This window comes from Pantoea sp. sgz302252, assembly GCF_042610525.1.
Lineage (GTDB): Bacteria > Pseudomonadota > Gammaproteobacteria > Enterobacterales > Enterobacteriaceae > Erwinia.
Map to the genome: position 1 here is coordinate 46,725 of NZ_JBHDVM010000001.1, position 25,226 is coordinate 71,950.

The 25,226-nt window shown below is 51.3% G+C and carries 23 protein-coding genes; 21 read left to right on the plus strand and 2 right to left on the minus strand.

Going from position 1 to position 25,226, the window contains the following annotated elements:
• Positions 1 to 88 precede the first annotated feature (88 nt).
• The 21 genes from tssH to ACETPC_RS00275 all read left to right on the plus strand — a co-directional run bounded on the left by tssH (position 89) and on the right by ACETPC_RS00275 (position 24,550).
• Entirely contained in the window at positions 89 to 2,737 is a 2,649-nt protein-coding gene (tssH, locus tag ACETPC_RS00175; protein WP_380177448.1) for a type VI secretion system ATPase TssH, read from the plus strand.
• 163 nt (positions 2,738 to 2,900) lie between these two features.
• Positions 2,901 to 3,359 carry a putative T6SS immunity periplasmic lipoprotein gene (locus ACETPC_RS00180; protein WP_380177450.1) on the plus strand — a complete coding sequence of 153 codons (459 nt, stop codon included), beginning with the start codon at positions 2,901 to 2,903 and terminating at the stop codon, positions 3,357 to 3,359.
• Positions 3,360 to 3,518: 159 nt separating this feature from the next.
• A complete protein-coding gene (locus ACETPC_RS00185; RefSeq protein ID WP_380177452.1) occupies positions 3,519 to 3,749 on the plus strand; it encodes a putative T6SS immunity periplasmic lipoprotein in 231 nt (76 codons plus the stop codon).
• Positions 3,750 to 4,034: 285 nt separating this feature from the next.
• Complete coding sequence (locus tag ACETPC_RS00190) at positions 4,035 to 6,803, plus strand: type VI secretion system Vgr family protein (RefSeq protein WP_380177454.1); 2,769 nt, start codon at positions 4,035 to 4,037, stop codon at positions 6,801 to 6,803.
• Positions 6,800 to 7,360, plus strand: a complete 561-nt coding sequence (locus tag ACETPC_RS00195) for a T6SS effector amidase Tae4 family protein (protein WP_380177456.1) — start codon at positions 6,800 to 6,802, stop codon at positions 7,358 to 7,360. Before ACETPC_RS00190 ends, ACETPC_RS00195 begins: the two co-directional genes overlap by 4 nt.
• On the plus strand, positions 7,360 to 7,776 hold the full coding sequence (locus tag ACETPC_RS00200) for a hypothetical protein (RefSeq protein ID WP_380177458.1): 417 nt from the start codon (positions 7,360 to 7,362) through the stop codon (positions 7,774 to 7,776). Before ACETPC_RS00195 ends, ACETPC_RS00200 begins: the two co-directional genes overlap by 1 nt.
• A gap of 64 nt (positions 7,777 to 7,840) precedes the next feature.
• Complete coding sequence (locus tag ACETPC_RS00205) at positions 7,841 to 9,712, plus strand: lipase family protein (RefSeq protein ID WP_380177459.1); 1,872 nt, start codon at positions 7,841 to 7,843, stop codon at positions 9,710 to 9,712.
• Positions 9,709 to 10,464: a hypothetical protein gene (locus tag ACETPC_RS00210; protein WP_380177461.1), complete on the plus strand. Its 756-nt coding sequence runs from the start codon at positions 9,709 to 9,711 to the stop codon at positions 10,462 to 10,464. Before ACETPC_RS00205 ends, ACETPC_RS00210 begins: the two co-directional genes overlap by 4 nt.
• A 22-nt stretch (positions 10,465 to 10,486) precedes the next feature.
• Positions 10,487 to 11,242, plus strand: coding sequence for a hypothetical protein (locus ACETPC_RS00215; protein ID WP_380177462.1), 756 nt, complete (start codon positions 10,487 to 10,489; stop codon positions 11,240 to 11,242).
• Between the two features lie 22 nt (positions 11,243 to 11,264).
• A complete protein-coding gene (locus ACETPC_RS00220) occupies positions 11,265 to 12,026 on the plus strand; it encodes a hypothetical protein (protein WP_380177464.1) in 762 nt (253 codons plus the stop codon).
• Positions 12,027 to 12,042: 16 nt separating this feature from the next.
• Complete coding sequence (locus tag ACETPC_RS00225) at positions 12,043 to 12,813, plus strand: hypothetical protein (RefSeq protein ID WP_380177466.1); 771 nt, start codon at positions 12,043 to 12,045, stop codon at positions 12,811 to 12,813.
• Positions 12,814 to 12,984: 171 nt separating this feature from the next.
• On the plus strand, positions 12,985 to 13,251 hold the full coding sequence (locus ACETPC_RS00230; RefSeq protein WP_380177468.1) for a PAAR domain-containing protein: 267 nt from the start codon (positions 12,985 to 12,987) through the stop codon (positions 13,249 to 13,251).
• Between the two features lie 3 nt (positions 13,252 to 13,254).
• The gene (locus ACETPC_RS00235) at positions 13,255 to 14,412 is read left to right on the plus strand and encodes a hypothetical protein (RefSeq protein ID WP_380177470.1); all 1,158 of its coding nucleotides are present in this window, start codon (positions 13,255 to 13,257) and stop codon (positions 14,410 to 14,412) included.
• Complete coding sequence (locus ACETPC_RS00240) at positions 14,399 to 17,794, plus strand: ImcF-related family protein (RefSeq protein WP_380177472.1); 3,396 nt, start codon at positions 14,399 to 14,401, stop codon at positions 17,792 to 17,794. Before ACETPC_RS00235 ends, ACETPC_RS00240 begins: the two co-directional genes overlap by 14 nt.
• Positions 17,794 to 19,377, plus strand: a complete 1,584-nt coding sequence (tssA, locus tag ACETPC_RS00245; protein ID WP_380177474.1) for a type VI secretion system protein TssA — start codon at positions 17,794 to 17,796, stop codon at positions 19,375 to 19,377. Before ACETPC_RS00240 ends, tssA begins: the two co-directional genes overlap by 1 nt.
• Positions 19,378 to 19,400: 23 nt before the next feature.
• Positions 19,401 to 21,164: a type VI secretion system baseplate subunit TssF gene (gene tssF, locus ACETPC_RS00250; protein ID WP_380177476.1), complete on the plus strand. Its 1,764-nt coding sequence runs from the start codon at positions 19,401 to 19,403 to the stop codon at positions 21,162 to 21,164.
• Positions 21,119 to 22,216 (plus strand): type VI secretion system baseplate subunit TssG, encoded by a 1,098-nt coding sequence (gene tssG, locus ACETPC_RS00255; protein WP_380177478.1) that lies wholly within the window; start codon positions 21,119 to 21,121, stop codon positions 22,214 to 22,216. Before tssF ends, tssG begins: the two co-directional genes overlap by 46 nt.
• Positions 22,197 to 22,730, plus strand: coding sequence for a type VI secretion system lipoprotein TssJ (gene tssJ, locus ACETPC_RS00260; RefSeq protein ID WP_380177480.1), 534 nt, complete (start codon positions 22,197 to 22,199; stop codon positions 22,728 to 22,730). Before tssG ends, tssJ begins: the two co-directional genes overlap by 20 nt.
• The gene (gene tssE / locus ACETPC_RS00265) at positions 22,723 to 23,160 is read left to right on the plus strand and encodes a type VI secretion system baseplate subunit TssE (RefSeq protein ID WP_380177482.1); all 438 of its coding nucleotides are present in this window, start codon (positions 22,723 to 22,725) and stop codon (positions 23,158 to 23,160) included. The genes tssJ and tssE overlap by 8 nt, the downstream gene beginning before the upstream one ends.
• Before the next feature lie 36 nt (positions 23,161 to 23,196).
• Positions 23,197 to 23,334 (plus strand): hypothetical protein, encoded by a 138-nt coding sequence (locus ACETPC_RS00270; protein WP_380177484.1) that lies wholly within the window; start codon positions 23,197 to 23,199, stop codon positions 23,332 to 23,334.
• Positions 23,321 to 24,550 (plus strand): VasL domain-containing protein, encoded by a 1,230-nt coding sequence (locus ACETPC_RS00275; protein ID WP_380177486.1) that lies wholly within the window; start codon positions 23,321 to 23,323, stop codon positions 24,548 to 24,550. Before ACETPC_RS00270 ends, ACETPC_RS00275 begins: the two co-directional genes overlap by 14 nt.
• 118 nt (positions 24,551 to 24,668) lie before the next feature.
• Here ACETPC_RS00275 and yidD read toward each other — a convergent pair whose 3' ends face one another.
• Together yidD and ACETPC_RS00285 are read right to left on the minus strand one after the other, a co-directional pair.
• Complete coding sequence (gene yidD / locus ACETPC_RS00280; RefSeq protein WP_380177488.1) at positions 24,669 to 24,896, minus strand: membrane protein insertion efficiency factor YidD; 228 nt, start codon at positions 24,894 to 24,896, stop codon at positions 24,669 to 24,671.
• A complete protein-coding gene (locus ACETPC_RS00285) occupies positions 24,893 to 25,126 on the minus strand; it encodes a DUF4177 domain-containing protein (RefSeq protein WP_380177490.1) in 234 nt (77 codons plus the stop codon). Before ACETPC_RS00285 ends, yidD begins: the two co-directional genes overlap by 4 nt.
• Positions 25,127 to 25,226: the final 100 nt, after the last annotated feature.

The window sequence follows — 25,226 nt, forward strand, 5'->3', positions numbered from 1 at the left end:
CCCTGAAATCCGCAATATGACCTGATGCGCTTAGGTTACAGCGATGGGCGGTAGCGTGCCTGAAGGTCCCCACAGCGAGTAAACGATTATGGAAAATCCGGCTATTTTGTTACGCCGTCTCAATGCTTACTGCGCCCGCGCAATGGAAGGCGCGGCCTCATTGTGTCAGACACGCGCTCATGCCGAAATCTACCCGGAGCACTGGCTGCTAAAGCTGCTGGAGCAGGGCGAAGGCGATCTGACGGTGCTGGCGCGCCGTTACGAGTGGGATATGGACAGGCTCTGGCAGGATTTACTTGCCTGGCTGGATAAATTGCCGCGCTCCGTACGTGCTCGTCCGCAACTTTCGGAGAGCATGCAGGCGCTGCTGCAGGAAGCCTGGCTGCTGGCTTCCCTGGCGGGCGAGGAACAAATCCGCAGTTTGCATCTGCTGATGGCGCTGGTCGATAAGCAACAATTAGTGCGCTGCGATGGCCTGTGGCCGCTGCTGACCCTGGGACAAAGCCAGCTTGATCGCCTGCGACCGCTGCTGGATGCACAGTCGGATGAGCGGCCTGAAGCGCAGCAGGAAGCGGAGCTGGCACGCAGCTATAACAGCGAGGCCGCCAGTGGTTCACCGGCGGCGGAAATAAAAAGCGGAGAGTTCAATCCGGCTCTGCAAAACGTCCTGGATAAATTCACGCTGGATGTTACCGCCAAAGCGAAAGAGGGCAAAATTGACCCGGTATTTGGGCGCGACAGCGAAATCCGCCAGATGGTGGATATCCTTTCCCGCCGCCGCAAAAACAATCCCATCCTGGTTGGCGAACCGGGCGTAGGGAAAACCGCGCTGGTGGAAGGTCTGGCGTTACGCATCGTCGAAGGTAACGTGCCCGCGTCGCTCAGGCCGGTAAGCCTGCGCACGCTTGATCTTGGCCTGCTGCAGGCTGGCGCAGGCGTGAAAGGCGAATTTGAGCAGCGCCTGAAAAACATTATCGATGCCGTTCAGCAATCGCCAACGCCGGTTTTGCTGTTTATCGATGAAGCCCACACGATCATTGGCGCGGGCAATCAGGCTGGCGGTGCCGATGCGGCCAACCTGTTAAAACCAGCTCTGGCGCGCGGCGAACTACGCACCATCGCCGCCACTACCTGGAGCGAATACAAACAGTATTTTGAGCGCGATGCCGCGCTGGAACGCCGTTTCCAGATGGTGAAAGTCGACGAGCCGGATGATGAAACCGCCTGCCTGATGCTCAGGGGGCTGAAATCCCGTTACGCAGAACATCACAATGTACATATAACCGACGATGCGGTACGCGCAGCGGTAACGCTTTCCCGCCGCTATCTGACGGGTCGCCAGCTACCGGACAAAGCGGTCGATCTGCTGGATACCGCCGCTGCCCGCGTACGCATGAGCCTGGATACCCAGCCGGAAGAGATAGTGCGACTTAATGCACAGCTAACGGCGCTGACGCTGGAAGAACAGGCCCTACAGGAGGATATCGCAACCGGCGGTACCCGGCACGGCGAGCGTCTGGCAGAGATTGCGCGGCAGCGCGAAGAGAAAATGCGCGAGCTGGAAAAGCTGGAAATCCATCTGCATGAAGAAAAAGCCCTGGCGACAGAGCTGGTGGCCTGCCGTCAGGATAGCGAACGTCAGGTCGAACGACACGATCTTCAGCAGCGGCTTAACGCGCTACAGGCAAACAACATGTTGATCCAGGTCGATGTAGAAGCCCGCACCGTAGCCAACGTTATCGCCGACTGGACCGGCGTGCCACTCTCATCCCTGCTGAAAAATGAACAAACCGAACTGCTGAATATTGAACAAAGCCTGGCGAAACGGGTTGTAGGACAAGACAGCGCGCTGGCCGCCATTGCCCAGCGTCTGCGTGCCGCCAAAACCGGTCTTACTGCTGAAAACGGGCCGCAGGGCGTATTTCTGCTGGTAGGCCCGAGCGGCGTGGGCAAAACTGAAACCGCGCTGGCATTGGCGGATGTAATCTACGGCGGGGAAAAATCGCTGATTACCATCAACCTGTCGGAGTATCAGGAGCCGCATACCGTCTCGCAGCTTAAAGGCTCTCCGCCGGGATATGTTGGCTACGGCCAGGGCGGGATCCTTACCGAGGCGGTGCGCAAGCGGCCATACAGCATTGTGCTGCTGGACGAGGTGGAAAAAGCCCATCGTGATGTGATGAACCTGTTCTACCAGGTTTTTGATCGCGGCTTCATGCGTGATGGCGAAGGGCGCGAAATCGATTTTCGCAATACGGTAATCGTGATGACCTCTAACCTGGGCAGCGACGCCTTGATGCAGCTGCTTGATGAGCAGCCGGAAGCAACAGAAAGCGAGCTACAGGAGCTGCTGCGCCCGATCCTGCGCGATCGTTTTCAGCCCGCGCTGCTGGCGCGTTTCCAAACGGTGATCTTCCGTCCGTTAGCAGAAGAGGCGATGCGCGCAATCGTAGAGATGAAGCTTACACAGGTCAGCAGACGCTTGCGTCAGCATTACGGCCTGACCACCTCTGTTTCTGACGATCTTTATGACGCGCTGACATCCGCCTGCCTGCTGCCGGATACCGGCGCGCGTAACGTGGACAGCCTGCTCAACCAGCAAATCCTGCCGGTGCTTAGCCAGCAGCTGTTGACGCATATGGCGGCAAAGCAAAAACCGGCTTCGCTGATTTTAGGCTGGGATGAGGAAGAGGGTATTGGTATTGAGTTCGCGGGTGCAGAAGTTACAGAACGTTAAGCGAGAGGCAGCAGCCACAAGTCCTTGCGGATAATTTCACTTTATAGCCCCATGGTTACTCTGAATGGGGCTGCTTGAGAAAAAGAGAAATTGTGACACTGGATGTCGATATTTCGGAGGCTGTGATCCGAGAATTGTATAAAAATGCAATGCGAGGGTTTCCATGGTGATAAGTATTAAAAGACTTATAATTACAGCCATTTGTATTACCTCAGCGATATTATTATCAGGTTGTCCCTGGAGGCAAATGAAAATTTATCCGGATGAAACAGCAACGGCCAGCTTAAAAGGTGACTCTCTCTGTTTTTCCATTCCTGATGCCAGCGGTTATTATCCGGTTTTCCTGTCGATCAACCCACGCAATACGCCATCTAAAGAAAAGACATTTATTGATAAGCCTGATATGCAAATCGTTAATCGCTCGTTATGTATTCCTCCTGCTGTGTATACATTCCCTGAGGAGTCACGTTTTCCTTACATCGTAGAGTTTATTTTACGTTCTAAAGATAATCACCCTCGCCATTTTGTTACGGGGTTTGAAATACGTAATGGAAAACCTTATGAAATACACCTTACAGACAGAGAAATCTTCAGGTCCCAGGGTAAAATGGATAATAAATGACCTTGTTCTTAAATGGATGTTTGTGCGTAGCTTTAATCTGTAATAAAGAAATTATTATGGCTGGCTAAGCCAAACAATTGAGCATGCCGTAACGCTGGATGGCGATATCACCGAATCCGTTATCAGAGAAAAATACAAGCATGCGCTGAGAGGTTTTCTATGGTAATAAGGAAAACTTTTACTCTGGTTTCCACGCTATTACTTACTGGCTGCTCTGGTGAAGGAGATCTTTTGCGCCCCGACGAAGAGGGAACGATTAGCGTAATCAATAAAGAGGTTTGTTTTGCCATGCCTGACAGTAAAAGCTATAAGCTGAGCATACTCTCTATTCATCCACGAGGCATCTCTTATAAGGAAGAGAAAATAGTTTTTACACCAGCAATACTATAAAGAACGAACAGCTTTGTATCCCGCCTTCATTTCATCGCTTTGACAGGGAAGGTAAATTTTATATCAAGGCCACTTTTACCTCACTGAAAAATGGCGCGCCGCTCAGGCGCATTGTCTCGCGCTGTAAATCAAGCAGGGGAAGGTAAGCAGTATCCGACCAAACGACAGGGAAATCCTCCGGCCTTACAGTGAAATGCTGAAGGGTGAATGAACAGGGGATAACTATCGCAAATTTTTGCCTGCAATGAATAAGGGAATGCAGGTCAAAGTCAGGGAGTTAACATAATGAGTATGAAAGATATTTTGCAGGAAAGTATAGCGGCTGTTGCTGATACAACGCTTAACCGATACCGGCTGGATATCCCGTCCTGCTCTGCCGTACCGGACGTGGAGTCGCTCAGCGGCAGCGAGGCCGTCAGCGACCTCTATCACTACAGCGTGCGTTTCACTACCGACGGCAATATCAGCGCGGAGCAGATACTGAACAAGCCCGCCACGCTGACCATGGGCACGGGCCTGCTGGCCGCGCCGGACGGCCGGAAGGTGGTGCACGGCGTGGTGACGCACTTCAGGCGCCTCGGCGGCTCGCGGGACCAGGTGACCTGGCAGATTACCCTGGAGCCCTTTCTGGCGCTGCTGCGCAATCAGTTCCGCACCCACCGCTTTTTCGTGGACAAATCGGTGCCGGAAGTGGTGGCGCAGGTGCTGCAGGAGCACGGCCTGAAGGGCTGGGAATATGAGTTTGCGCTGGCGGCGGACTATCCGAAGCGCGAACAGATAAACCAGTACCAGGAAAGCGACCTCGCCTTTATTGAGCGCCTGCTGTCAGAGGTGGGCATCTTTTACTTCTTCAGCCTGCATCCCGACACGCAGACGGAGGTGGTGCACTTCGCCGACCGGCAGAGCGCCTGGACGTTTGGCAAAACGCTGCCGCTGAGCAGCCCGTCGGGCATGAGCGACGGCGGTACGGAATCGGTCTGGAACATTCATGTACAGCACAACGTGACGGTACGCTCCGTCACCGCCGGGGACTACAACCACCGTGAGGCGCACCGGATACTGACCTCGGCGCCCGCGGATATGACGCGCGGCGAGGGCGAAGGGATAACCTACGGCGACGTGTGGCACTACCGTCCGCGCCATCAGGAAAGAGGCGACAGGGTGAATCCAGCGGCGGAGACCGGCAACTTCCGGGCGCGGCTGGAGCACGAGCGCTTTTTATCGGGGCAGGTTGTCGTGACGGGCAGCAGCTCTGATGCCCTGCTTGGCCCGGCGCAGGTGCTGACCGTGACGGAAACTGCCATACCGCCGACCCTGCCGGCAGAGACCGAAAACGGCATCGTGATAATCCGCGCGGGCTACGCGGCGAGCCGTAAGGATGCGCTGCTGGTGACGTGGGAAGGCGTGCCGCACAGCGAGACGCGCTGCTGGCGTCCGGCAGCGAAAAAGCGGCCGGTGGTGAGCGGCACGCTGACGGCGAGGGTAACCAGCGCGAAGGAAAACGACATCTACGCGTGGCAGGACGCGGCGGGGCTGTACCGGGTAAAATTCGATGCCGACCGGGACGAGAAAAATGCGGGTCAGGAGAGCATGCCGGTGCGGCTGGCGAAGCCGTACGGCGGGGACGAGTACGGCTTCCACTTTCCGCTAATCCAGGGCACTGAGGTGGCGATAGCCTTTCACGAGGGCGACCCGGACAGGCCGTATATAGCGCACGCGCTGCACGACTCGCGGCACGCTGACCACGTAACGGAGAAGAACAGCACGCGCAACGTTATCCGCACGGCGGGGCTGAACAAGCTGCGGATGGAGGACAGGCGGGGCGAGGAGCACATCAAGCTCAGCACGGAATACGGCGGCAAGACGCAGCTGAACCTGGGACATAACGTGGATGATGATCGCCTGCTCCGTGGTAAAGGTGCAGAGTTGCGAACGGATGACTGGATAAGTATCCGTGGCGGAAAAGGCGTGTTTATTTCAGCTGATGCGCAGCAAGCCGCCCAGGGACGTATGATGGACATGGAGGAGGCGATACAGCAACTTAAGCAGGCGCTATCGCTGGCGACCAGCCTGAACCAAATTGTTCATAAAGCTGAAGCTACACAAAGTGATGCCGCATCACAGGAAAAACTTAACGGCGCTCTGGAAGATTTAAAAAGATCGGGCATTTTGGCGCATGCCCCGGACGGCATTGGAATTGTTAGCCCGGAATCGGTGCGTATTGCCTCTGGCGGCGCAAGCGTCGGCCTGATGTCAGGTAAAAATACGGATATCAGCGCCGGAGAGTCAATCACGCTTGCCGCCGCTAACACGGTCAGCATCTATGCCCAGGGCGAAGTAATGCAGCTATTCGCCGGAACGGGGAAAATGGATATTCAGGCTCAAAACGGAGATCTTAGCGCAGTAGCAAAACAGGATATCACTATAAGCAGTGCCGAAGGAAAAGTGCACCTGAATGCCAGTGAGGAATTAACGATTACCTGCGGGGGTGCCTATATCAAACTTAGCGGTGGTAATATTGAACTGGGTGCGCCAGGGAATATCCTGTTAAAATGTACTAATGCTCAAAAGATGGGGGCGGCCACACTGGAAACGCCACCACAAACTTTCCCGCAGGGTTATAGCGAAGGCTTTACATTGCGAGAGCCAGGTGATGGAAAGATTAAACCGTTCACCTTCTTCAAAATAACAACAAGTGAAGGTGATATTTATGAAGGGGTTTCCAACGAAGAAGGTAAGACAATGCCGATTTTCACAGCTATGCCATCATCATTACAAATCGAATTCCCGGATGAAAAGAAAGTGACTTCTTTATACTGGACTTATGGTGAGGATGAATTACCGGTCAGTGGAAATTCCAGGCACTATTCTGATTTAAATCTACATGCAGTAACAGAAAGTTATCATCCAGGTGAAGTGGTTGATATTGAAGTGGATACTGGTAGAGGTGTATTTAAATCATACCAGGCCAAAGTCAGGATGGATGGCGTCGCGGTTATCAAAAATATATTCAGTAGTGAAATAATCAGCTTCAAGGATGAGGATCAGGCATGACAACAATTACTGCTCGGTCAGGTAACAGTACATCATCATTAAATGTAAAAAGGCCCTCCTGGGCCAGCGTCTATGCTGGCTATCCTAAAGTAAACGGAGGAACGGATTTCGAGAATGATTTAAATGGAGAGGAGGTATTTATCAGCATATTTGGCCCGGAATATGATAAGGTAACTTTTGTAAATGCTTGTGGGACAAGGGTTTCTCTGGCTTTACTTTCCGCCGGATTCAAACGTGTTGGTAAGCGAAAAATTATGATTACTGAAAAATCACATAAGCATTATGGAAAATATATTGAGCCTGGCGCAGCCAGATTAAAGGATTTTTTGATAAGTATATGGGGGCGTCCAGAACATAAAATACTTTATCCAGGCAGCATTGATAAAGTCAATGCAGCATTGAAGGGTAAGAAAGGAATTTATATCATGATCCCAAAATCACCGGCTGCTTTTAATGCGACAGGCCATGCGACATTGTGGACAGGAAAAGGCGCAATAGGAAATAACCACTATATCACTGAAAAAACTGCCGAAATTTACTTATGGGAGCTAAAATAGTGAAAAATATAGTTTTGGTTTTAGGTTTGTTTTTTTGCTCATATGCCGCTAGTGCAGAAGGAAGTGGGGGAGTGGATTTGGCTGATGCTATCAAAGATTACAGGATTTATTCGCTTGCACGCTGCATTAATAATAATTATAGAGAGATGGTGGTGGATTTTAGCAAACAATCACCTGTAGATAATACTATAGGTTTTATTGATATTGATAAAGGTTATGCTTTTAGCATCAATAAAAACAACAATCTTGACAGGTTTATTAAAGAAGAAACAAAAAATTTTTTCCGACCTAAACATAAAAGTGGCGACCTTTCAACTATCAATTTGGTTATTTACGATTGTGTAAATTTTTATCATTCTAAAAAACTAAATGACTTTCTTAAAGAATTACTGCTAAAGGCCGAAGCCGAATTGTAAATACCAAAATGCTTCGATTATACGGAATAAAGGATAATTCCTGCTACTGAAAAGGAAAGCAATAATGAGTACAGCAACAACATCTCTCAAATGTAAGTTTCCGGATGCCTATACCGGCGAGCAAAGAAAATACTGGGTAGAAATCCAGCTTCTGGATGAAATGGAGCAGCCTGTTGCAGATATACCCTATGTGGCCGAAAATGCCGCGACCCGTAGCCAGTGTGCTTCTTATACTGGAAAAAGTGACGCCAGTGGTATTATCCGTATTGAAGGGCTGCATCCTCTTGAAATCACTTTACGTCTTCAGGCTATGCCGCTTGTACAAGAAATGGAAAAAAGGGCGCTACGTTTGGGACGAACTGAGGACGACTCCACCGTAAAACCCAAAGCGATTATTGAAGGTTATGAATATCGCTACCTCAAAATAGGCCAGCTATGCGATAAATTCCCTGATTTAATGCCGGAATGGCAAGATAAAGCAAACCCGCCGCAGTATCACTTTCCAGACAGGCGTTTTAGCGGGCAGACTCTGAAAAAACTTAATTGCCGTTACGTTTTCGAAGTTTGCCCCTTCAGAGCCTGGTCGCTGATACTACACCAACAAAAGGATTATTCGATTGTTAACGCTTACAATTTGGCAATCATGGCCGATCTTTCCTATTTTACAGAGCGCGAGATTATTCAGTATTTTGAACATCAATGTCTCGATCTTTCCACCGCGCCAAAGCTAAGTGATAAGTACGACTATTATGCGGTGGTCAAAGATGTTCCTTTTAGCCAGCGATATATCAATCCGCGATTTGTTACCACTGCTGTAAATATTATTCAGCATGACACCCAGCTTTTTTATATTTCTAATGATGAGCATGTGATTGTCGCCTGGCGAGGTAGTCAGGAGTTAAGAGACTGGATAACGGATGCTACCTTTAGTCCGCAGATATGCCCTTCTTATCTCTCATCAACAGGCAAGATTCATAAGGGATTTCTGGATGCTTTTGAATGTGCCAAGAATAAAGCTGAGGATAGTTTCCGTGGTTTATCAATTCTTATAAATGACAGAAATCTGTTCATGTGCGGGCATAGCCTAGGCGGGGCGCTGGCATTAATTTATGCAGCAGAGTTGAAATCAATCAAACCTTTACTTTATACCTATGGTATGCCAAGGGTATTTACCGCTGATACCGTTTTACAGCTTACGGAGGTTACTCACTACCGGCACGTTAATGACTCTGATACCGTTACCAGCGTTCCGCCTGATGCTAATCTTTATAACTGGTTTTACAAGGTTTATGGTCCGATTGGCACTCTACTTGGTATGACCTGGTCGGTAGCGGAACTGCTTACACAAAAGATTACCGGTATAAAAATGGGGGACTGCTTCTGGCATCATGGCGATATAGTCGTTTTCTATTACACTACTCAGGTAGTGGAAAGTTTACAATGTGAAGGTTCAATCAGCGCGCCTAAGTGCCGCAGGATAAAATATCGCCTCCCTAAAAAAACAAAGTACTACCTGATTCCATCACTGGCAGAAGATAAAAATATATCGGCAAAAAATCAGGATATACAATTTATACGTTCTTTATCTAATGAAAGCATGGAAAAATTTTTTCCCGAAAATACCAATCCGGATCTGGATTCAATTATAACCGATCCCCGCAACCATTTTATGCCTGCTGCCTATCTGCCTTTTATTAATAATCAACTGGTTGAGCTTGTTTGTCGGGATGAGAAAATGAAGACCAAAGAAAGCCGAGCTGCCTTTGAAAAACAGCTGTCAGATGCCGGTATTCCGGATAATGAGCGGGAAAGAAACAGGCTGTTCGCCGCATTACAGCGCCTTGTCGGTGAAACCCTGAAAGTAACTGAACAACTGCCAGAGGGGGCAACCGCTCTGGAACGCTTCCGTAAGACCAGAAAGGAATATGGCGTATGAAATTAACTAATGTTTTTTACCTTTTACTTTTATTTTCACTTAGCAGCTGCGCACTAAGCGAGGATTTTTCTCCGCCTCCTGACGGCAAAACGGTAAAGGTTGCCGTTGTAAAACCAGCGGATATCGATATCCTGCCGATGGACGTAATTTACCGCTCGGAAAAGTGTCGCGATAAAATATTTACTTCAGCAGGCGCGATAAGCTCACGGGCAGGTTATCATCTGCTTACCGTTCCTTTTAAACCTGAAGCAGGTAGCGATATTGTAAGCAACAGCGTTGCGCTGGATGGAGGTGGATATTGTGAATGGAAGATCAGTAATTTTATTTTTAGTTTTGAATATCAAGATAAGACCATATTTGGTGCAAATGTGAAAGAAAATACGTCCAAAGATATAGTTTTCATGTTCGATGATAATGCCCCGCCAAGAGGTGATGGTCACCATGAGAGGATATCAGGTAATATTATTATTACTAAAGATTATTACCCGATTGTTTTGAAGAAGTTTACCCATGACGGGATGGATGCACTTTATATACAAGGGCAACCCATGCTTACCTATCGTGTTTACGATTCAAAAGCAATTTTATTTAATCCTGTTTTTCATTCAGATATGCTTGTAAACGCTTTTCCTCCCGAAAAAAAAGGCGATGGATATCTCCTGATTTATCCTAATGGAGAAAAGCTGATAGATCATCACTTCCCAAACTCTGAAAAAACAAAATATGAGTTTGTAAAACAGAGAGCTCATTAAAATTAGCAGTGACATAGGCTAAATGAAAATAATAAATTTATTTTATCTGACATTATTACTGTCGCTTAGCAGCTGCGCGCTAAGCGAGGATTTTTCTCCGCCTGCTGACGGCAAAACGGTAAAGGTTGCCGTTGTAAAACCAGCGGATATTGATATCCTGCCAATGGACATAACTTACCGCTCGGAAAAGTGCCGCGATAAAATATTTACTTCAGCAGGCGCGATAAGCTCACGGGCAGGCTATCATCTGCTTACCGTTCCTTTTAAACCTGAAGCAGGTAGCGATATTGTAAGTAACAGCGTTGCGCTGGATGGAGGTGGACGCTGTGAATGGAAAATGAGTAATATCAGATTCGAATTTCAGCATCACGATATGAAAAAATTTGGAGGAGATATTAAAGAAAATATACCAAATGATATTGTATTTGTTTTTGATAAGAACTCTCCACCCCGAGGTAATGGGCATTATGAAGAACTTTATGGCCCGCTAAGTATAGTAAAGTATTATTTCCCTTTGGTTAAGAAGGCATTCAGAGGCGATGGCGGATCGGTACTTAATATTATGGGGCAGCCTATGCTAAGTTATCGCATTCAAAATACAAATAGTATTTTATTTAAACCAGTTATTAATTCAGATTTACTTGTAAACGTTTTTCCTCCCGAAAAAAAAGGCGATGGATATCTCCTGATTTATCCCAATGGGGAAAAGCTGATAGATCATCACTTCCCAAACTCTGAAAAAACAAAATATGAGTTTGTAAAACAGAGAGCTCATTAAAATTAGCAGTGACACAGGCTAAATGAAAATAATTAATTTATTTTATCTGACATTATTACTGTCGCTTAGCAGCTGCGCACTAAGCGAGGATTTTTCTCCGCCTCCTGATGGCAAAACGGTAAAGGTTGCGGTCGTAAGGCCCGTGGATATCGATATCCTGCCGATGGACATAATTTACCGTTCGGAAAAGTGCCGCGATAAAATATTTACTTCAGCAGGCGCGATAAGCTCACGAGCAGGTTATCATCTGCTTACCGTTCCTTTTAAACCTGAAGCAGGTAGCGATATTGTAAGTAACAGCGTTGCGCTGGACGGAGGTGGACGCTGTGAATGGAAAATAAGTAATATCAAACTTGAATTCGAGTATTCTTATATGAAAAAATTTGGATCTTATATTCAGAGAAATATACCAAGCGATGTTGTTTTTATTTTTGATAATAATGCACCTCCCCGAGGCAATGGTCATTATGAGGAAGTTCATGGTGCATTAATAGTAAACAAGGATTACTTTCCTTTAATCAGAAAAAGTAATATAAATGAAGGTGAGTATATTCTTAGTATTAAGGGGCAGTCTATGCTGACTTATCGTGTTTATAACACGAGTGAAATTTCTTTCATTCCTCTTGTGCACTCAGATATGCTTGTAAACGCTTTTCCTCCCGAAAAAAAAGGCGATGGATATCTCCTGATTTATCCTAATGGAGAAAAGCTGATAGATCATCACTTCCCAAACTCTGAAAAAACAAAATATGAGTTTGTAAAACAGAGAGCTCGTCAAAATTAGCAGTGGCACAGGATAAATGAAAATAATTAATTTATTTTATCTGACATTATTGCTGTCGCTTAGCAGCTGCGCGCTGAGTGAAGATTTTTCTCCGCCTCCTGACGGCAAAACGGTAAAGGTTGCCGTTGTAAAACCAGCGGATATCGATATCCTGCCAATGGACATAATTTACCGCTCGGAAAAGTGCCGCGATAAAATATTTACTTCAGCAGGCGCGATAAGCTCACGGGCAGGCTATCATCTGCTTACCGTTCCTTTTAAACCTGAAGCAGGTAGCGATATTGTAAGTAACAGCGTTGCGCTGGACGGAGGTGGACGCTGTGAATGGAAACTTAGTAATATACGTTTTCAGTTTCAGTTTAGCGATATGAAAAAGTTTGGAGTGGATATCAAAGAAAATATTCCTAATGATGTCGTTTTTGTCTTTGATAAAAATGCTCCCTCACGTGGTAACGGAAAATATGAAAATGTTTCCGGAGATATAAGAATCAGGAAAGACTATTATCCCTTGATAAACAAAAGATTTACTGATAATGGCATGTCCGTTCTCACTATGCAAGGGCAGCCATTGCTTACATACAAGGTTTATCAAACCAATAAAGTTGTTTTTGAGCCAGTGATACATCTTCATTTGCTTGTATATGCACTTCCTCCAAATGAAAATAACAATGACTATGTTGTTATTTTTCCTAATGGTGAGCGAGAGACAGATCGCTGGTTCCCTAATTCTGAAAAAACTAAATATAAATATTTAAGAAACAAAGCCAAGGGTAAGGTAAGTAATTAATGATGGCAGGAGATATAAATGGAAATATTTAATGTGTTTTATCTACTACCCCTGGTTTTAATTAGCAGTTGCACGCTAAATGAGAGTTTTTCTCCGCCTTCTGACTATTTGCTGCGCAGCACATATACAAAACAGCAGAACGGAAGATAATCAATTCAAAAAGGAGTTACTATGTCTAAAGGTTTTGTATTGCTTGGTGATAGCACCACTCACGGCGGTCAGGTCATTACCGCTTCGTCAACCATGATTGTCAATGGCAAAAAAGTCGCGCTTATCGGCGATAAGATAAGCTGTCCAATAAAAGAACACGGTATCAACGAAATTATTGAAGGTTCTCCCGAATGGTCGTCTGATGGCAAAGCTGTAGCCGTCGACGGTTGTCGGTGTCAGTGCGGCTGCCAGGTTATCTCCAGCGCGCCGGATTGCGCAATAGGATAAGCTATGGCCTGGGACAGAAAAAAAACAACGGTGATGGATCTACCCGAAGAACCCTCTCTTATTTTGTGGCTTATCGCTGGCGTCACTGCTTTGGTCGCTGGGGTAGTGTTATTCGTGCTTCATGCTAATAATTTATCGGGTATTCTTCAGAAATATAATCTGTGGCTTATTTCTGCAGGGCCGCTTTTTGCCTGGTTCATCCTTATGTGCCTGCGCGGCTGGCGTTATAATTGCGCTTTTGAAAAGTATCAGTTTGAAAAAAACGAAGCTGCTTATGCCCAACAGCAGTGGACTGAATGGGCAGGGCGTTATATGGCTGTATTATACAATGGGGTTATTTTGCCCGAATACCTTACGCCAGCAACTTTCCTGCAGGCTCCTGCTGCGCTGGAGCAGCATATTAACCAGACCAGACGTATTAATTTTAAAGAAGGCCAGCAAGGGCTTTCATTGTTATTAAAAGGGGTACGACAGTCTATCGCACGGCTTCCGCTGGAACTGCAGCTTGACGTTTTATTGCTTACGGATGCTGCGGATGACGAATTATCCTTGCAGAAAGTTTTTGCTGAAGCCTGGCGGCAGAACTTCTCTCCCGAGCGGCCGGTTCCGGTGGTGCAAATTATGAAATCAAAATCTTTCCTTCACCTGGATGAGCATCTCAAGTCGCCAGGGATTACGGCTGAACTGATATTAGTCCAGCAAACGCAAGGAGAAGACAAATACAGCGATGCTTTTGCTGCGCTACTGCTGGTTTCAGACGATCTTGCAGCTAAATATAAATTCTCCTGTGAGGCGCGTATTCTCCGGCCAATGCCTCTGGATATGATCAACCTTCATAAAGAACTTGATGTGTTTTTTTCAACACAAAAATCGGCGAATTTTACTCAATGTATTATTGGCGATCGTGTCCGATGGGGTAGCTCTTTTCCTGCTTTGTTAAAAGCCAGTGAAGACTATGGCGGGCGCTGGAATGTTGACCAGCTTCACTGGCTGGAAACCTATGCCGGTATCAGCGGGCCTTTTTCCCCATGGGTCATGGCAGCCGTAATCAGCGACATAGTGAGGATAGAGTTAGCTGCTTGCCTGCTGCTTGCTGTAGAGGAAGACCAGAGTTTTATTACCACCGTAACAACAGGGAATAAAAATAATGACAATGGGTAGTTCAGTGTGGCGTGGAGGTTGGGCTGGTTACGGCCTGACAGGGACGATTGCCGCAGCGATCGCCTGGGGTATTTGGCATTACGGAGAGTTGATTGGTCTGCATTCTCAAGGCGGTAAATTTTTGGGCTTTGTTGGTGCCATGATCCTTCTGATGCTGCTTCGGCATGGGAAAGCGCTTGCGATAGCTATTCAGCAGCGCTGGCATCGTTTACAGGCAAGGCGCAAAAACGAATTACCTGCGGCTGAATCACGTTTAGCGCAAACGCCACCGCGCAACGTACTCATTGCCGAAATTCGTAGAGCAATGCGTAACCTTTACGGCCGTTACTGGCAGCGCAACCTTCGCATCCTCCTGTTAACAGGCTCGGTATCGGATGTCGAAGCACTTTCTCCTGGCCTGACCACCCAACTCTGGCAGGAAGACAAAGGTACTCTGCTACTGTGGGGAGGCGATCCTGATGCGCCTGCCGATACGCAGTGGCTAAACGCCTTGCGCAAACTGCGCCGCCGCCCGGCAGACGGCATGATATGGGTTACCTCAGCCTTTGACCGCTTATCCGCGCCGGGCCTGCCGCAGCCGCAGCCACCTCTTCCCGACAGCGCTATGGATGCCGTCGCCGAGGCTATCAGCCAGCGAATGGATGCGCTGGGCTGGCAGCTACCGCTTTACCTCTGGTCGCTGCACCCGCGTGCCGGTGAACAGTCGGCAGGTTCACTTCATGCCACAGGCTGCCTGCTTGCCGCCAATTGCAGCACTGCTGCGTTAGCAGAACAGCTACAAACCCTGGCATCTGAACTCATCGCTCAGGGCGTTCGGCAGATTTGCCACTCAGTGCAGCTTAATTTTTCGCTAATGCTTGCTGACCAATTAAAGCGCGATACGCAAAGCATGACCGGGCCGCTTGCCATAATGCTCAACCCTTATCGCCCGCTGCCGCTGGCGGGCGTATTGTTCAGTCCGATAGCTCCAGGAACAGCTCGCACGGTAAAACATCATTGGGGGACGGATAAACGCTGGGAGGCCTTACCCACGTCGGTTCTTTCTTTGCCGGCGGCGCTTCGTCCGCGCAAGCCGGGTATTCGGTGGCGTCGGGTAATGGCTATTCTGGCCGCGCTGCTAATGGTGCTGTGGGGCAGCTGGCTCACGGTCTCTTTTATCAGCAACCGCAATATGGTTAGCGAAGCACAGCAGCAGGCGGCGCTGGCAGCACGGCAAAACCAGCCGCTGGCAGATCGTCTACAGGCGTTGCAGGCGCTGCAAAAAACGCTGGCGCGATTGCAATATCGTGCCGAACATGGCGCACCATGGCACAGCCGCGCCGGGCTTAGTCAAAATGAAGCGTTATTGACCGCGCTCTGGCCTCGCTATCATAACAGCGCGCGTCCGCTGCTTGGCGATGCGGCCGCAGCTCATCTTTATCAGCAACTCAGCGAATTTATTATGCTTCCGCCCGGCAGCGCGCAGCGCGAGCAGAAAGCGAAAGCCGCTTATGACCAGCTTAAACTTTATCTGATGCTGGTTCGCACCGGTCATATGGATGCCGACTGGTTCAGCACAGCGCTGATGCGCAGCTGGCCGCAGCGGCAGGGCGTCTCCAATAGTCTGTGGCAAGGAACTGGCCCATCGCTGTTAGCATTTTACGGCGCGCAGCTAAAGGTCAGGCCGCAGTGGCATCTGTCAGCTGACGAACAGCTCGTTAGCCAGGCACGAACGCTGCTGGTCAGCCTGATGGGAATGCGTAACAGTGAATCCACGCTCTATCAAAAAATGCTGCTACAGGTCGCGAACCTGTATGCGGATATGCGTCTTGAAGATATGACGGCGGACACAGACGCCGCGCGCCTGTTCAGCACCACCAGAATCGTGCCCGGCATGTTTACCCGTCAGGCCTGGCAGCAGGCAGTGCAGCCCGCCATAGAAAAAGTAGTAAAAGAGCGCCGGGATGAAATGGACTGGGTGTTGACCGACAACAGGCAAAATCCGCAGCAGCAGGCTTCCCCGGAAGCGCTGAAGCAGCGGCTGACCGAACGCTATTTCACGGATTATGCCGGTGCCTGGCTGGCTTTTCTTAACAGCCTGCGCTGGAACCGCACCGCCACGCTTTCCGACTCTATCGAACAGCTAACGCTGATGGCGGACGTGCGCCAGTCGCCGCTGGTGGCGCTAATGAATACCCTTAATATTCAGGGGCGAACCGGGCAAACCGGCGGAGCTATCGCTGACTCGCTGGTGAAATCGGCGAAGAATCTGCTTGGCGGTGAAAACAAACCGGCGCTCGATCAGGATGCCGGCCCGCACGGGCCGCTGGATGCCACCTTTGGCCCGGTGCTGGCGCTGATGGAGAAAAATCGCAGCGGGGAACAGGCGCAGAGCCTGCAATCTTATCTGACCAGGATTACCCAGGTTCGCCTGCGGCTTCAGCAGGTCACCAATGCCCCCGATCCACAGGCCATGGTGCAAACGCTGGCGCAAACCGTATTTCAGGGTAAAGCCGTCGATCTAACGGAAACCCGCGACTATGGCAGCCTGACGGCGGCAGGGCTTGGCCAGGAGTGGAGCGGGTTTGGCTATACGCTATTCGTTAGTCCAATGGAACAGGCCTGGCAACAGGTACTGACGCCAGCAGCGGCCAGTCTGAATGTGCAGTGGCGACAGGCCATCGTTGATGAATGGAACACTGTTTTCGGCGGACGCTATCCGTTCAGTAACAGCAGCAGCGACGTTTCGCTGCCTTTGCTGGCGAAATATCTGAACGCTGAATCAGGACGAATTACGCAATTTCTGCAAACCCGGCTTAATGGAGTACTGCGTCGCGAGGGCAGTCGTTGGGTGCCGGACAGCATCAATGCTCAGGGCCTGACGTTTAATCCGGCGTTTCTTCAGGCGATGAATACGCTGAGCTATATCTCGGATGTGGCTTTTACCGAAGGTCACGCCGGTATGAGCTTTGAGCTCAGGCCGGGAACCGCAGCGGGCGTAATGCAAACCAGCCTGATTATCGACCATCAGCCGCTGATCTACGTTAATCAGATGCCGCAGTGGAAGCGCTTCGCCTGGCCTGGCGACACCACGGCACCGGGCGCCACGCTGAGCTGGATAAGCACTCAGGCCGGTACCCGCCAGTATGCGGATATGCCGGGCATCTGGGGCTGGATAAGACTGCTGGATAAAGCCACCGTCAGTGCCTGGCCGGGTGTCGGCAGCAGTTACAGCCTGAGCTGGCAGGCCCAGGACGGCCGGTTACTTAACTACACCCTGCGTACGGAAGCGGGAGAAGGGCCGTTAACGCTGCTCAAACTGCGCCGTTTTCGTTTGCCGGAAACTATTTTCAGCGTGCCGGGAGTAGATTTGGAAAGCGCTGACGGCCCGGAGATAAACTAATGTCCTCACTGAATATACTGGTCAACGCCTGTCAGGCGGAACCGGCGCTGATGTTGCAACAGAGCCAGGAGCGTATCGCGCTGTGGGAAAACTGGCTACGGCCGATTTCTGGCGATGCGCCGACCGGAGAAGATCCCGGTTATGACGATGACTTCCAGCAAATGCGCGAAGAGGTAAATAAACTTTCCGGCGCCAACACTGAGCTTATCTGTCAGCTTACGGAAAAACTGCTGACCACCACCACTAAAGATATTCGCGTGGCAACTTGCTATTGCTGGGCGAAATTGCAACGAGAAGGCGAGCGCGGCCTGGCTGATGGTCTTGAATTGTTAGGCGGTTTACTGGAGCGTTTCGGTTCCCTGCTGCATCCACAGCGTGAGCGCAGCCGTAAAGCCGCGCTGGAATGGCTTGCAAGTTCGCGTATAACGGACACGCTGTCGCTCTATCCGGAAGTCGTCCGGGAAGAGGCACTGCGTACAACAGGAGTATTACTGCTGATAGCCCGCTATACCGATGCCGAACCGGATGAAGCGCGTCCAAATCTCGCGGGCCTTTACGGCGCGCTGGAGGCCAGGCTGACAAAAGCGGGCGGCCTGGATGCGGTGGTGCCACAGAATGCCAGCGACAGCGCCTCCGTAAGCGTAGTCCGCAACGATGCGCCTGAAATGAGCCGCATCACGTCGGGGCAGGATTTACTGGCCCAGGCGCGCACGCTGGCCGCCTATTTGCGGGAGCAGCCAGATGGCTGGCTTGCTGCGCATCATCTGATGAAAAGCCTGCGCCACGATACGTTGCACAGCATCCCGGCACCGGACTCCGCAGGTCGCACACGTATCGAACCGCCAAGAGCCGATCAGCGAGCGCTGCTGAAACGCCTTTATCTGCAGCAAAGCTGGCGAGAAATACTGGAGCAGGCCGACAGCGTCTTCTCGCGTGGTGCCAACCATCTGTGGCTGGATCTGCAATGGTACAGCCATCAGGCTTTGCTAAAGCTGGGTGAACAAACGCTGGCGGATATCGTCGCCGCCGACCTGAAAGGGCTACTTACACGCCTGTCCGGTCTGGAAAAACTGGCGTTCAGCGACGGCACGCCCTACGCCGATGAAGTCACCCTGAACTGGATACAGCAGCACATCCTCGCCAGCATCGGGGCCTGGGACGAAAAAGCGGAGCCTGCGCACGCGGAAGAAGACGTTCTCGCGCTGGAACCCGAAGCCATCGCGCTTGCCGACAGCGAGGGAGTAGAAGCGGCCCTAAACTGGCTGCAAAGCCGACCGGGCGTCCATACTCCCCGTCAACAATGGCTGTTGCGCCTGCTGATGGCCCGGCTGGCGGAGCAGTTCGGGAAAAACGAACTGGCCGCCACGCTTCTGGCTGGCCTGGGCGAACAGGCGGCAGAGCTGACGCTGGTGCAATGGGAGCCAGGTCTGCTGTTCGAAGTGCTGGCTCGGCATCTGAAACTGCTGCGCATCAAAGCAGGAAGGAGCGAGGCTGATAAAATCCGCTTTACGCCGCTGATGGAACGGCTGCTTGCAGACCTGATCGCCATCGATCCGGCACGCGCAGCGGTGCTTTTCACTTAACATTACTGGATTAAACAATATTCATGGAAGACTTAACCCTGCGCTATTACGAAGCGGAAATGCGTTATCTGCGTGAAGCGGCAAAAGAGTTTGCCCAGGCTCATCCTGACCGCGCGGCAATGCTTGATTTGGATAAAGCCGGCACGCCGGATCCTTATGTAGAGCGGCTATTTGAAGGCTTTGCTTTCTCAATGGGACGGCTGCGGGAAAAAATTGATGACGATCTGCCGGAGCTGACGGAAGGGCTGGTCAGTATGCTCTGGCCACACTATTTACGCACTATTCCCTCGCTTTCCGTCGTCGGCTTTATGCCAGATTTGCACGCGATGAAAATGGCCGAAAAAGTGCCTGCCGGTCTTGAGGTCTTTTCCCGACCTGTTGGGCCAAAAAACACGGTCTGCCGCTATCGTACCACCCGTGACATGGTACTGAATCCGCTGGCTATTTCCGGGATAGTGATGACGACTGAACCGGATGGGCGATCGCTGCTGCGGCTCCGTTTTACCTGTAGCGGACAAGCAGATTTAACCAGAATCGATCTCAGTCGCCTGAGCCTTTACGCTGGCGCGGACGATCCCGTCAGCACGCAGCTCCATCTGATGTTGACCAGACGTCAGGCAGCGCTGTACCTGCGGCTCTCCGGACAGCCCGAGCGCATACCGCTGGACGGCTGGTTTTCTCCGGGCGGTTTTCAGGAAGAAGATGCCCTGTGGCCAAAGGGCGAAACGGCGTTCAGCGGCTATCAGCTGCTGCTGGAATATTTCACCTTTCGCGAAAAATTCCTGTTTATCCACCTCAACGGCCTGGAAAATCTCGTGCTGCCCGCCGGTACGCAATATTTCGATATCGAGGTGATATTTAACCAACAGTGGCCAGCCGATTTGCCGATTACCGATGAGGCCTTGCGCTTGCACTGCGTCCCCGTAATCAACCTGTTTACTCTGGAGGCGGATCCGCTGATTATCTCCGGGCTGGAGAGCGAATACCTGCTGCGGCCAAAACGCCTGCAGGATGGCTATACCGAAATCTGGTCGGTGGATGCCGTCACCGGTTCCAGCCGCGCCAGCAGCGCGGAATACGTGCCTTTCAGCAGTTTCCGGCATCGGGGCGGTATGATGCGTCGTCAGGCCCCGCCGCGCTATTACCATACGCGGGTAAAACGCGGCGTAACTGGCCTGCACGATACCTGGCTGATCCTCGGTGGCGAACAGTGGGAGCAGGATCGCGCTTTTTCACGGGAAACCGTCTCGCTGCAAATCACCGGTACCAACGGCCAGCTCCCCCGACGTGCGTTGCAAAGTACCTTGCTGGATCGCTGCGAACAGGCGACGCAGACAAAAATGGCGGTCAGAAACCTCAGTAAGCCGACATTGCCCGTTTATCCTCCCGCTGAAGATCGTTTCCACTGGCGCGTGCTGAGCCATCTGGGCAGCGGCTTTCTTAATTTGATGAGCAGCGCGGAAGTGCTGCGCGGCGCGCTGGCGCTCTATAACTGGCAGGAAGATGAACTGAACAACCGTCGGCTGGAGGCGATACAGCGCGTCCGGCACCATCGTATCCAACGCTTCGAAGAAGGGTATTTGCTGCGCGGGCTGGATATAGAAGTAACGCTCGACAGCAGCGGCTTTACGGGCGAGGGCGATATTCACCTGTTTGGCGAAATGCTTAATCGCTTCTTCGCGCTCTATGCCGATATGAATCAGTTTAACCAGCTGACCCTTTTCATTCAGCCAGAAGGAAAATGCATCCGGTGGAAAGAGAATCACTCTCCGCGCCTGCCCGGCTGATTTCACAGCTGGGCGATCGGCTGCCCTACAGCAACTTTTACCGCTTTTGCCAGCTGCTGGAACAGTCCGAACAGGTCGTTATCGGCAGTACATGGCAGGTGCGGCATGAACCCGTACGCTTTCGTCCCCATCCCGGAATGGGCTTTCCGGGCGGGGAAATAAAAAGCGTGGAAATGCCGGAAGACGCGCGCCTGCCGCCCACCGTCCGGGTTACTTTTATGGGGCTTTACGGCGTAGAGTCGCCGTTACCAACGCACTATATCGACGATATCACCCAGCAGCGGGAAGGCTATGAGGCGACGGCGGATTTCCTGGATATTTTTAATCACCGCCTGATTACCCAGTATTACCGTATCTGGCGTAAATATTCTTATCCTGCGACTTTTGCCGAAGGCGGCACGGACAAAACCTCACAGTATCTGCTGGGGCTGGCAGGGCTGGGTATTGCTGGCTGTACGGAAAATATCGCCACGCCCGCGTCGCGGTTTCTGGCGCTGCTGCCGGCAATGCTGCTGCCGGGGCGAACCGCCGAAGGAATGATGTCGCTGGTGCGCCTGCTGGCTCCGGATACGCGGGCTACCATCTGGCATCACGATAAACGTCGCGTGCCTTTGAAAAAGCCGCTGGTCATGAGCATACGCCAGCCGGTGACGCTGCGAGGGAAACCCATCATGGGCAACTGGGCTACCGACGTAAACAGCCAGGTATTAATGCAGCTTGCCACTGCTAATCCGGATGAAGTTCAGGGCTGGCTGCCGGGCGGCGAACTGCATGCTGACCTTATGGCGCTACTGCAGGTTTACCTGGGGACGCGCCTGGATGTCCGCTTACAGCTTTGCGTGGAGCGCCGCCTTTTACCCGATGCCGCTGTTAACTGCGTGCAGCGGCCAGGCGATGCCTTACTGGGGCGCACGGCGATAATGCGTCTGCTTAACCCCGCCGACACCACAAAACTCACTGAAACCATTACGATCAATCTGGGCCGCTATGAGCGCGTTCAGGAAGACATACACCGCAGGGAGAGCGATGAAGATGGCGAATACCGTTGGTAACATAACCAGACTTGCCCTGGCCTCAGGCGTTGCGATGCTGCTGGCAGGCTGTGGGCTGACCCAGAAAATCACGGACGGCACCGTCGCCGTGACCCGGTCTGTTTTCTTTAAGCAGGTGAAAAACCTGCACCTCGATCTTCGCGCTCGCGAAGCTATCAACAACAATGATGGCGGCGTGGCTCTATCCACCGTTATTCGTGTTTACCAGCTCAAAGACCGCAAGGCCTTTGACAGCACTGATTATCCCTCGCTGTTCGCGGATGACAGCCAGGCGCTTAAAGCCGATCTGCTGGCTGAAAGAGATGTCCGCTTACTGCCGGGTGGCGCGGTGCTGCTGGACATGCCAATGGAAGAAAAAGCGCAGTATGTGGCGGTGGCCGGCATGTTTATCTCTCCGGACCAGCAAAAGGACAACTGGCGGATAGTGCTTTCCCGCAGCGATCTCGACCCGGATAAACCCCGGATTATCGAAGCGGGGGATAATCGCCTGAACTTAATTAACAAGGATGAATAGCATGCCGCAACCGTCCCTTTATGAAATGCTTTACGGCAACTTCATCGGCGGCCTCGATCTCTATCAGGTCAGTGAAGAAAACCAGGTAATTATGTCGGTGCTGGATAATATGCAGCGCATCCTTAACTGCCGGGCGGGCACGCTGGCGCATCTGCCGGACTATGGCCTGCCGGATATGACTAAAATCCTGCAGGGCATGCCCGGCACGGCTCATCAACTGATCGGCACGCTGTCATCGGTGCTGCTGAAATATGAGCCAAGGCTGCGGAAAATCGATGTGCTGCTGCTGGAACAGCGGCAGCCGGGCGAGCTGCGCTACGCTATCGACGCGGAATTAAAAGGCGTCGGCCTGGTGCGCTACGGCACCGAATTTATGCCGGAAGGAAAAATATTGCTGCGGCATCTCAAGCAGCAGCAGTTTATTAAATAAAACGGTTCTGTTTATCGATTATATCGGAAAAGGAATATGGATAAGACCTTATCGCCGTGCACGGAGGCAACAATTGCCAGCCTGCTGCTACGGGAAAGCTATTGCCGTCAGGCTTCGCCTGCATCTTTGCCAGCCTCAAACCCGCAGGAGCTGAATGCTAATGAACAGCAGTAACCGACTTAAAACGGGTGGCGATCCGCGCATGCTGCCAGATTATGCCAGCCTGCGCGAAGAGCTGGCGAAGCTCTCGCACCCGGCGCGACCGGATGTGGACTGGAAGCACGTTGAGCAACTGAGCCTGTCGCTCTTCCGGCAGAATGGCGTCGAGCTGCATACAGCGATTTGGTATACGCTTGCGCGTACCCATCTGGCAGGGATCGTCGGGCTGAACGAAGGGCTGGCGCTGCTGGAAGCATTGCTGACGCATCAGTGGGGCGCGCTGTGGCCGCAGCCCATACCGGCCCGGCTCAAAAGCCTCGCCGAATTTAGCCAGCGCCTGCAGGCGCTGCTGCGTAAGCTCTCCCTGCAGCACGCTGATTTACCCCATATCTACCAGGCAGAGCAGCATCTCAGCGCCATACACCAGCTATTGCAGCGCCTTAATCTAAAAAACATCTCGCAAACAGGAGAGCTGTGCGTCTTTATGCGCAATGCGGCTGTCCGGCTTGAGAGCAAAGGCATTGGCGAAGATAACGGTAAAGGCATCAATGAAAGCAGCGACGGAGATGCAGGCTTACTTTCTTTAACTATTGCGCCTGTTGAACCTCTGATTTACGTGGTGCGAGAAGAAGCACCTGTGACACCAGAGGCACCCATAAAGATGAAAGCGGGGCGCCCGTGGAAGAGCTTCGCCGCTGGAATGTTGACTATGCTGATAGCTGGTGCGGCGGGCTGGTGGGGCTGGCAACAGCAGCAGGCGTCGGAGCCAGTGCCCGTAACGGCAACCGAAAGCTCGCTGACGGAGCTGGAGCAGCTTGCGCCCTTGTGGCGGCAGCGCTACGGTTTTGCGCTGGCCGCCGGGGCGAAACCGCAACAGGCTACCGGGCTAAAAGCGCAATGGCAACACTATATCGAGGGCAACGCGCTGCCAGCGGAGACGCTTTCCGGCTGGCATCAGGGCATGGAAGGATTGCAGGATTTAGCCCGGCGGCTGAACGCGCTTGATGAGCGCAGAGGCAAATACCTGACCGCTTCCGAGCTGAAATCCATGGTATTTACTGTGACCCAGCATTTTTCACGGGCTGTACCGCTGGAAGAACGGCTTTACCAACTGAATCAAACCGCACAGGGAGCAAAGCCGCCAGCCGCGCTGCTGCAACAGACCGATATGCATATCAATCAGCTGCTTAACCGTTACGCTTTGATCCTTCAACAGAGCGAGAGTTTATAGCTGTGTTTTCCTCTGCTTTCGCCAGCGTCGCAAAAAACGCCAACAGGCGGAAGCAGAGGTTAATATATGCCCGATACTAAACGTCTCCGCAGCGCTGTCGTATCCGTTGCAGAACTATTCAACGCTTTTTGCCGGGAGGGAAATCATAGCCGCCATTCGGCGGCCGACATTTTTTAAGCCTGGCTATTGCCAGCTTCCAGCCCTGAATAAAGCCGAAGCGCTTAATACAAACCAGCGAATAGGCGGAACAGGAAGGATAATAGCGGCACCGCTCTCGCACGCTGGCAGGCGCATATTTACGATAAAGCGCTATCAGCAGCAGGCTGGCTCGACTTAGCAAAATCATACCTCTTTCCTGAAAGAGATAATGTAATAATATACTGCTGTTTTCTCATTGTCACCGAAGCAGCCCGGTTTCTCTTCAATACCAATAGTATCAATCCGCTGGAACTCCCAGCCTTCTCTTGCCAGTTCATTCACCACCGATTCCAGATATTGTGCCGCAACACCGTTTTTATTATCTTTTGCGCGTATGGAAATAGTAGGTGCAACCTGAATCATTTTGTATTGATACATAGTAGATATCCTTATCCTGTATAAAAAAGCAATTATAGCAGTGAGGCAACCTGAAGGAAATTAAAACAATTTTGCTCAGGCCCGGGCGCCCGTAAAAAAT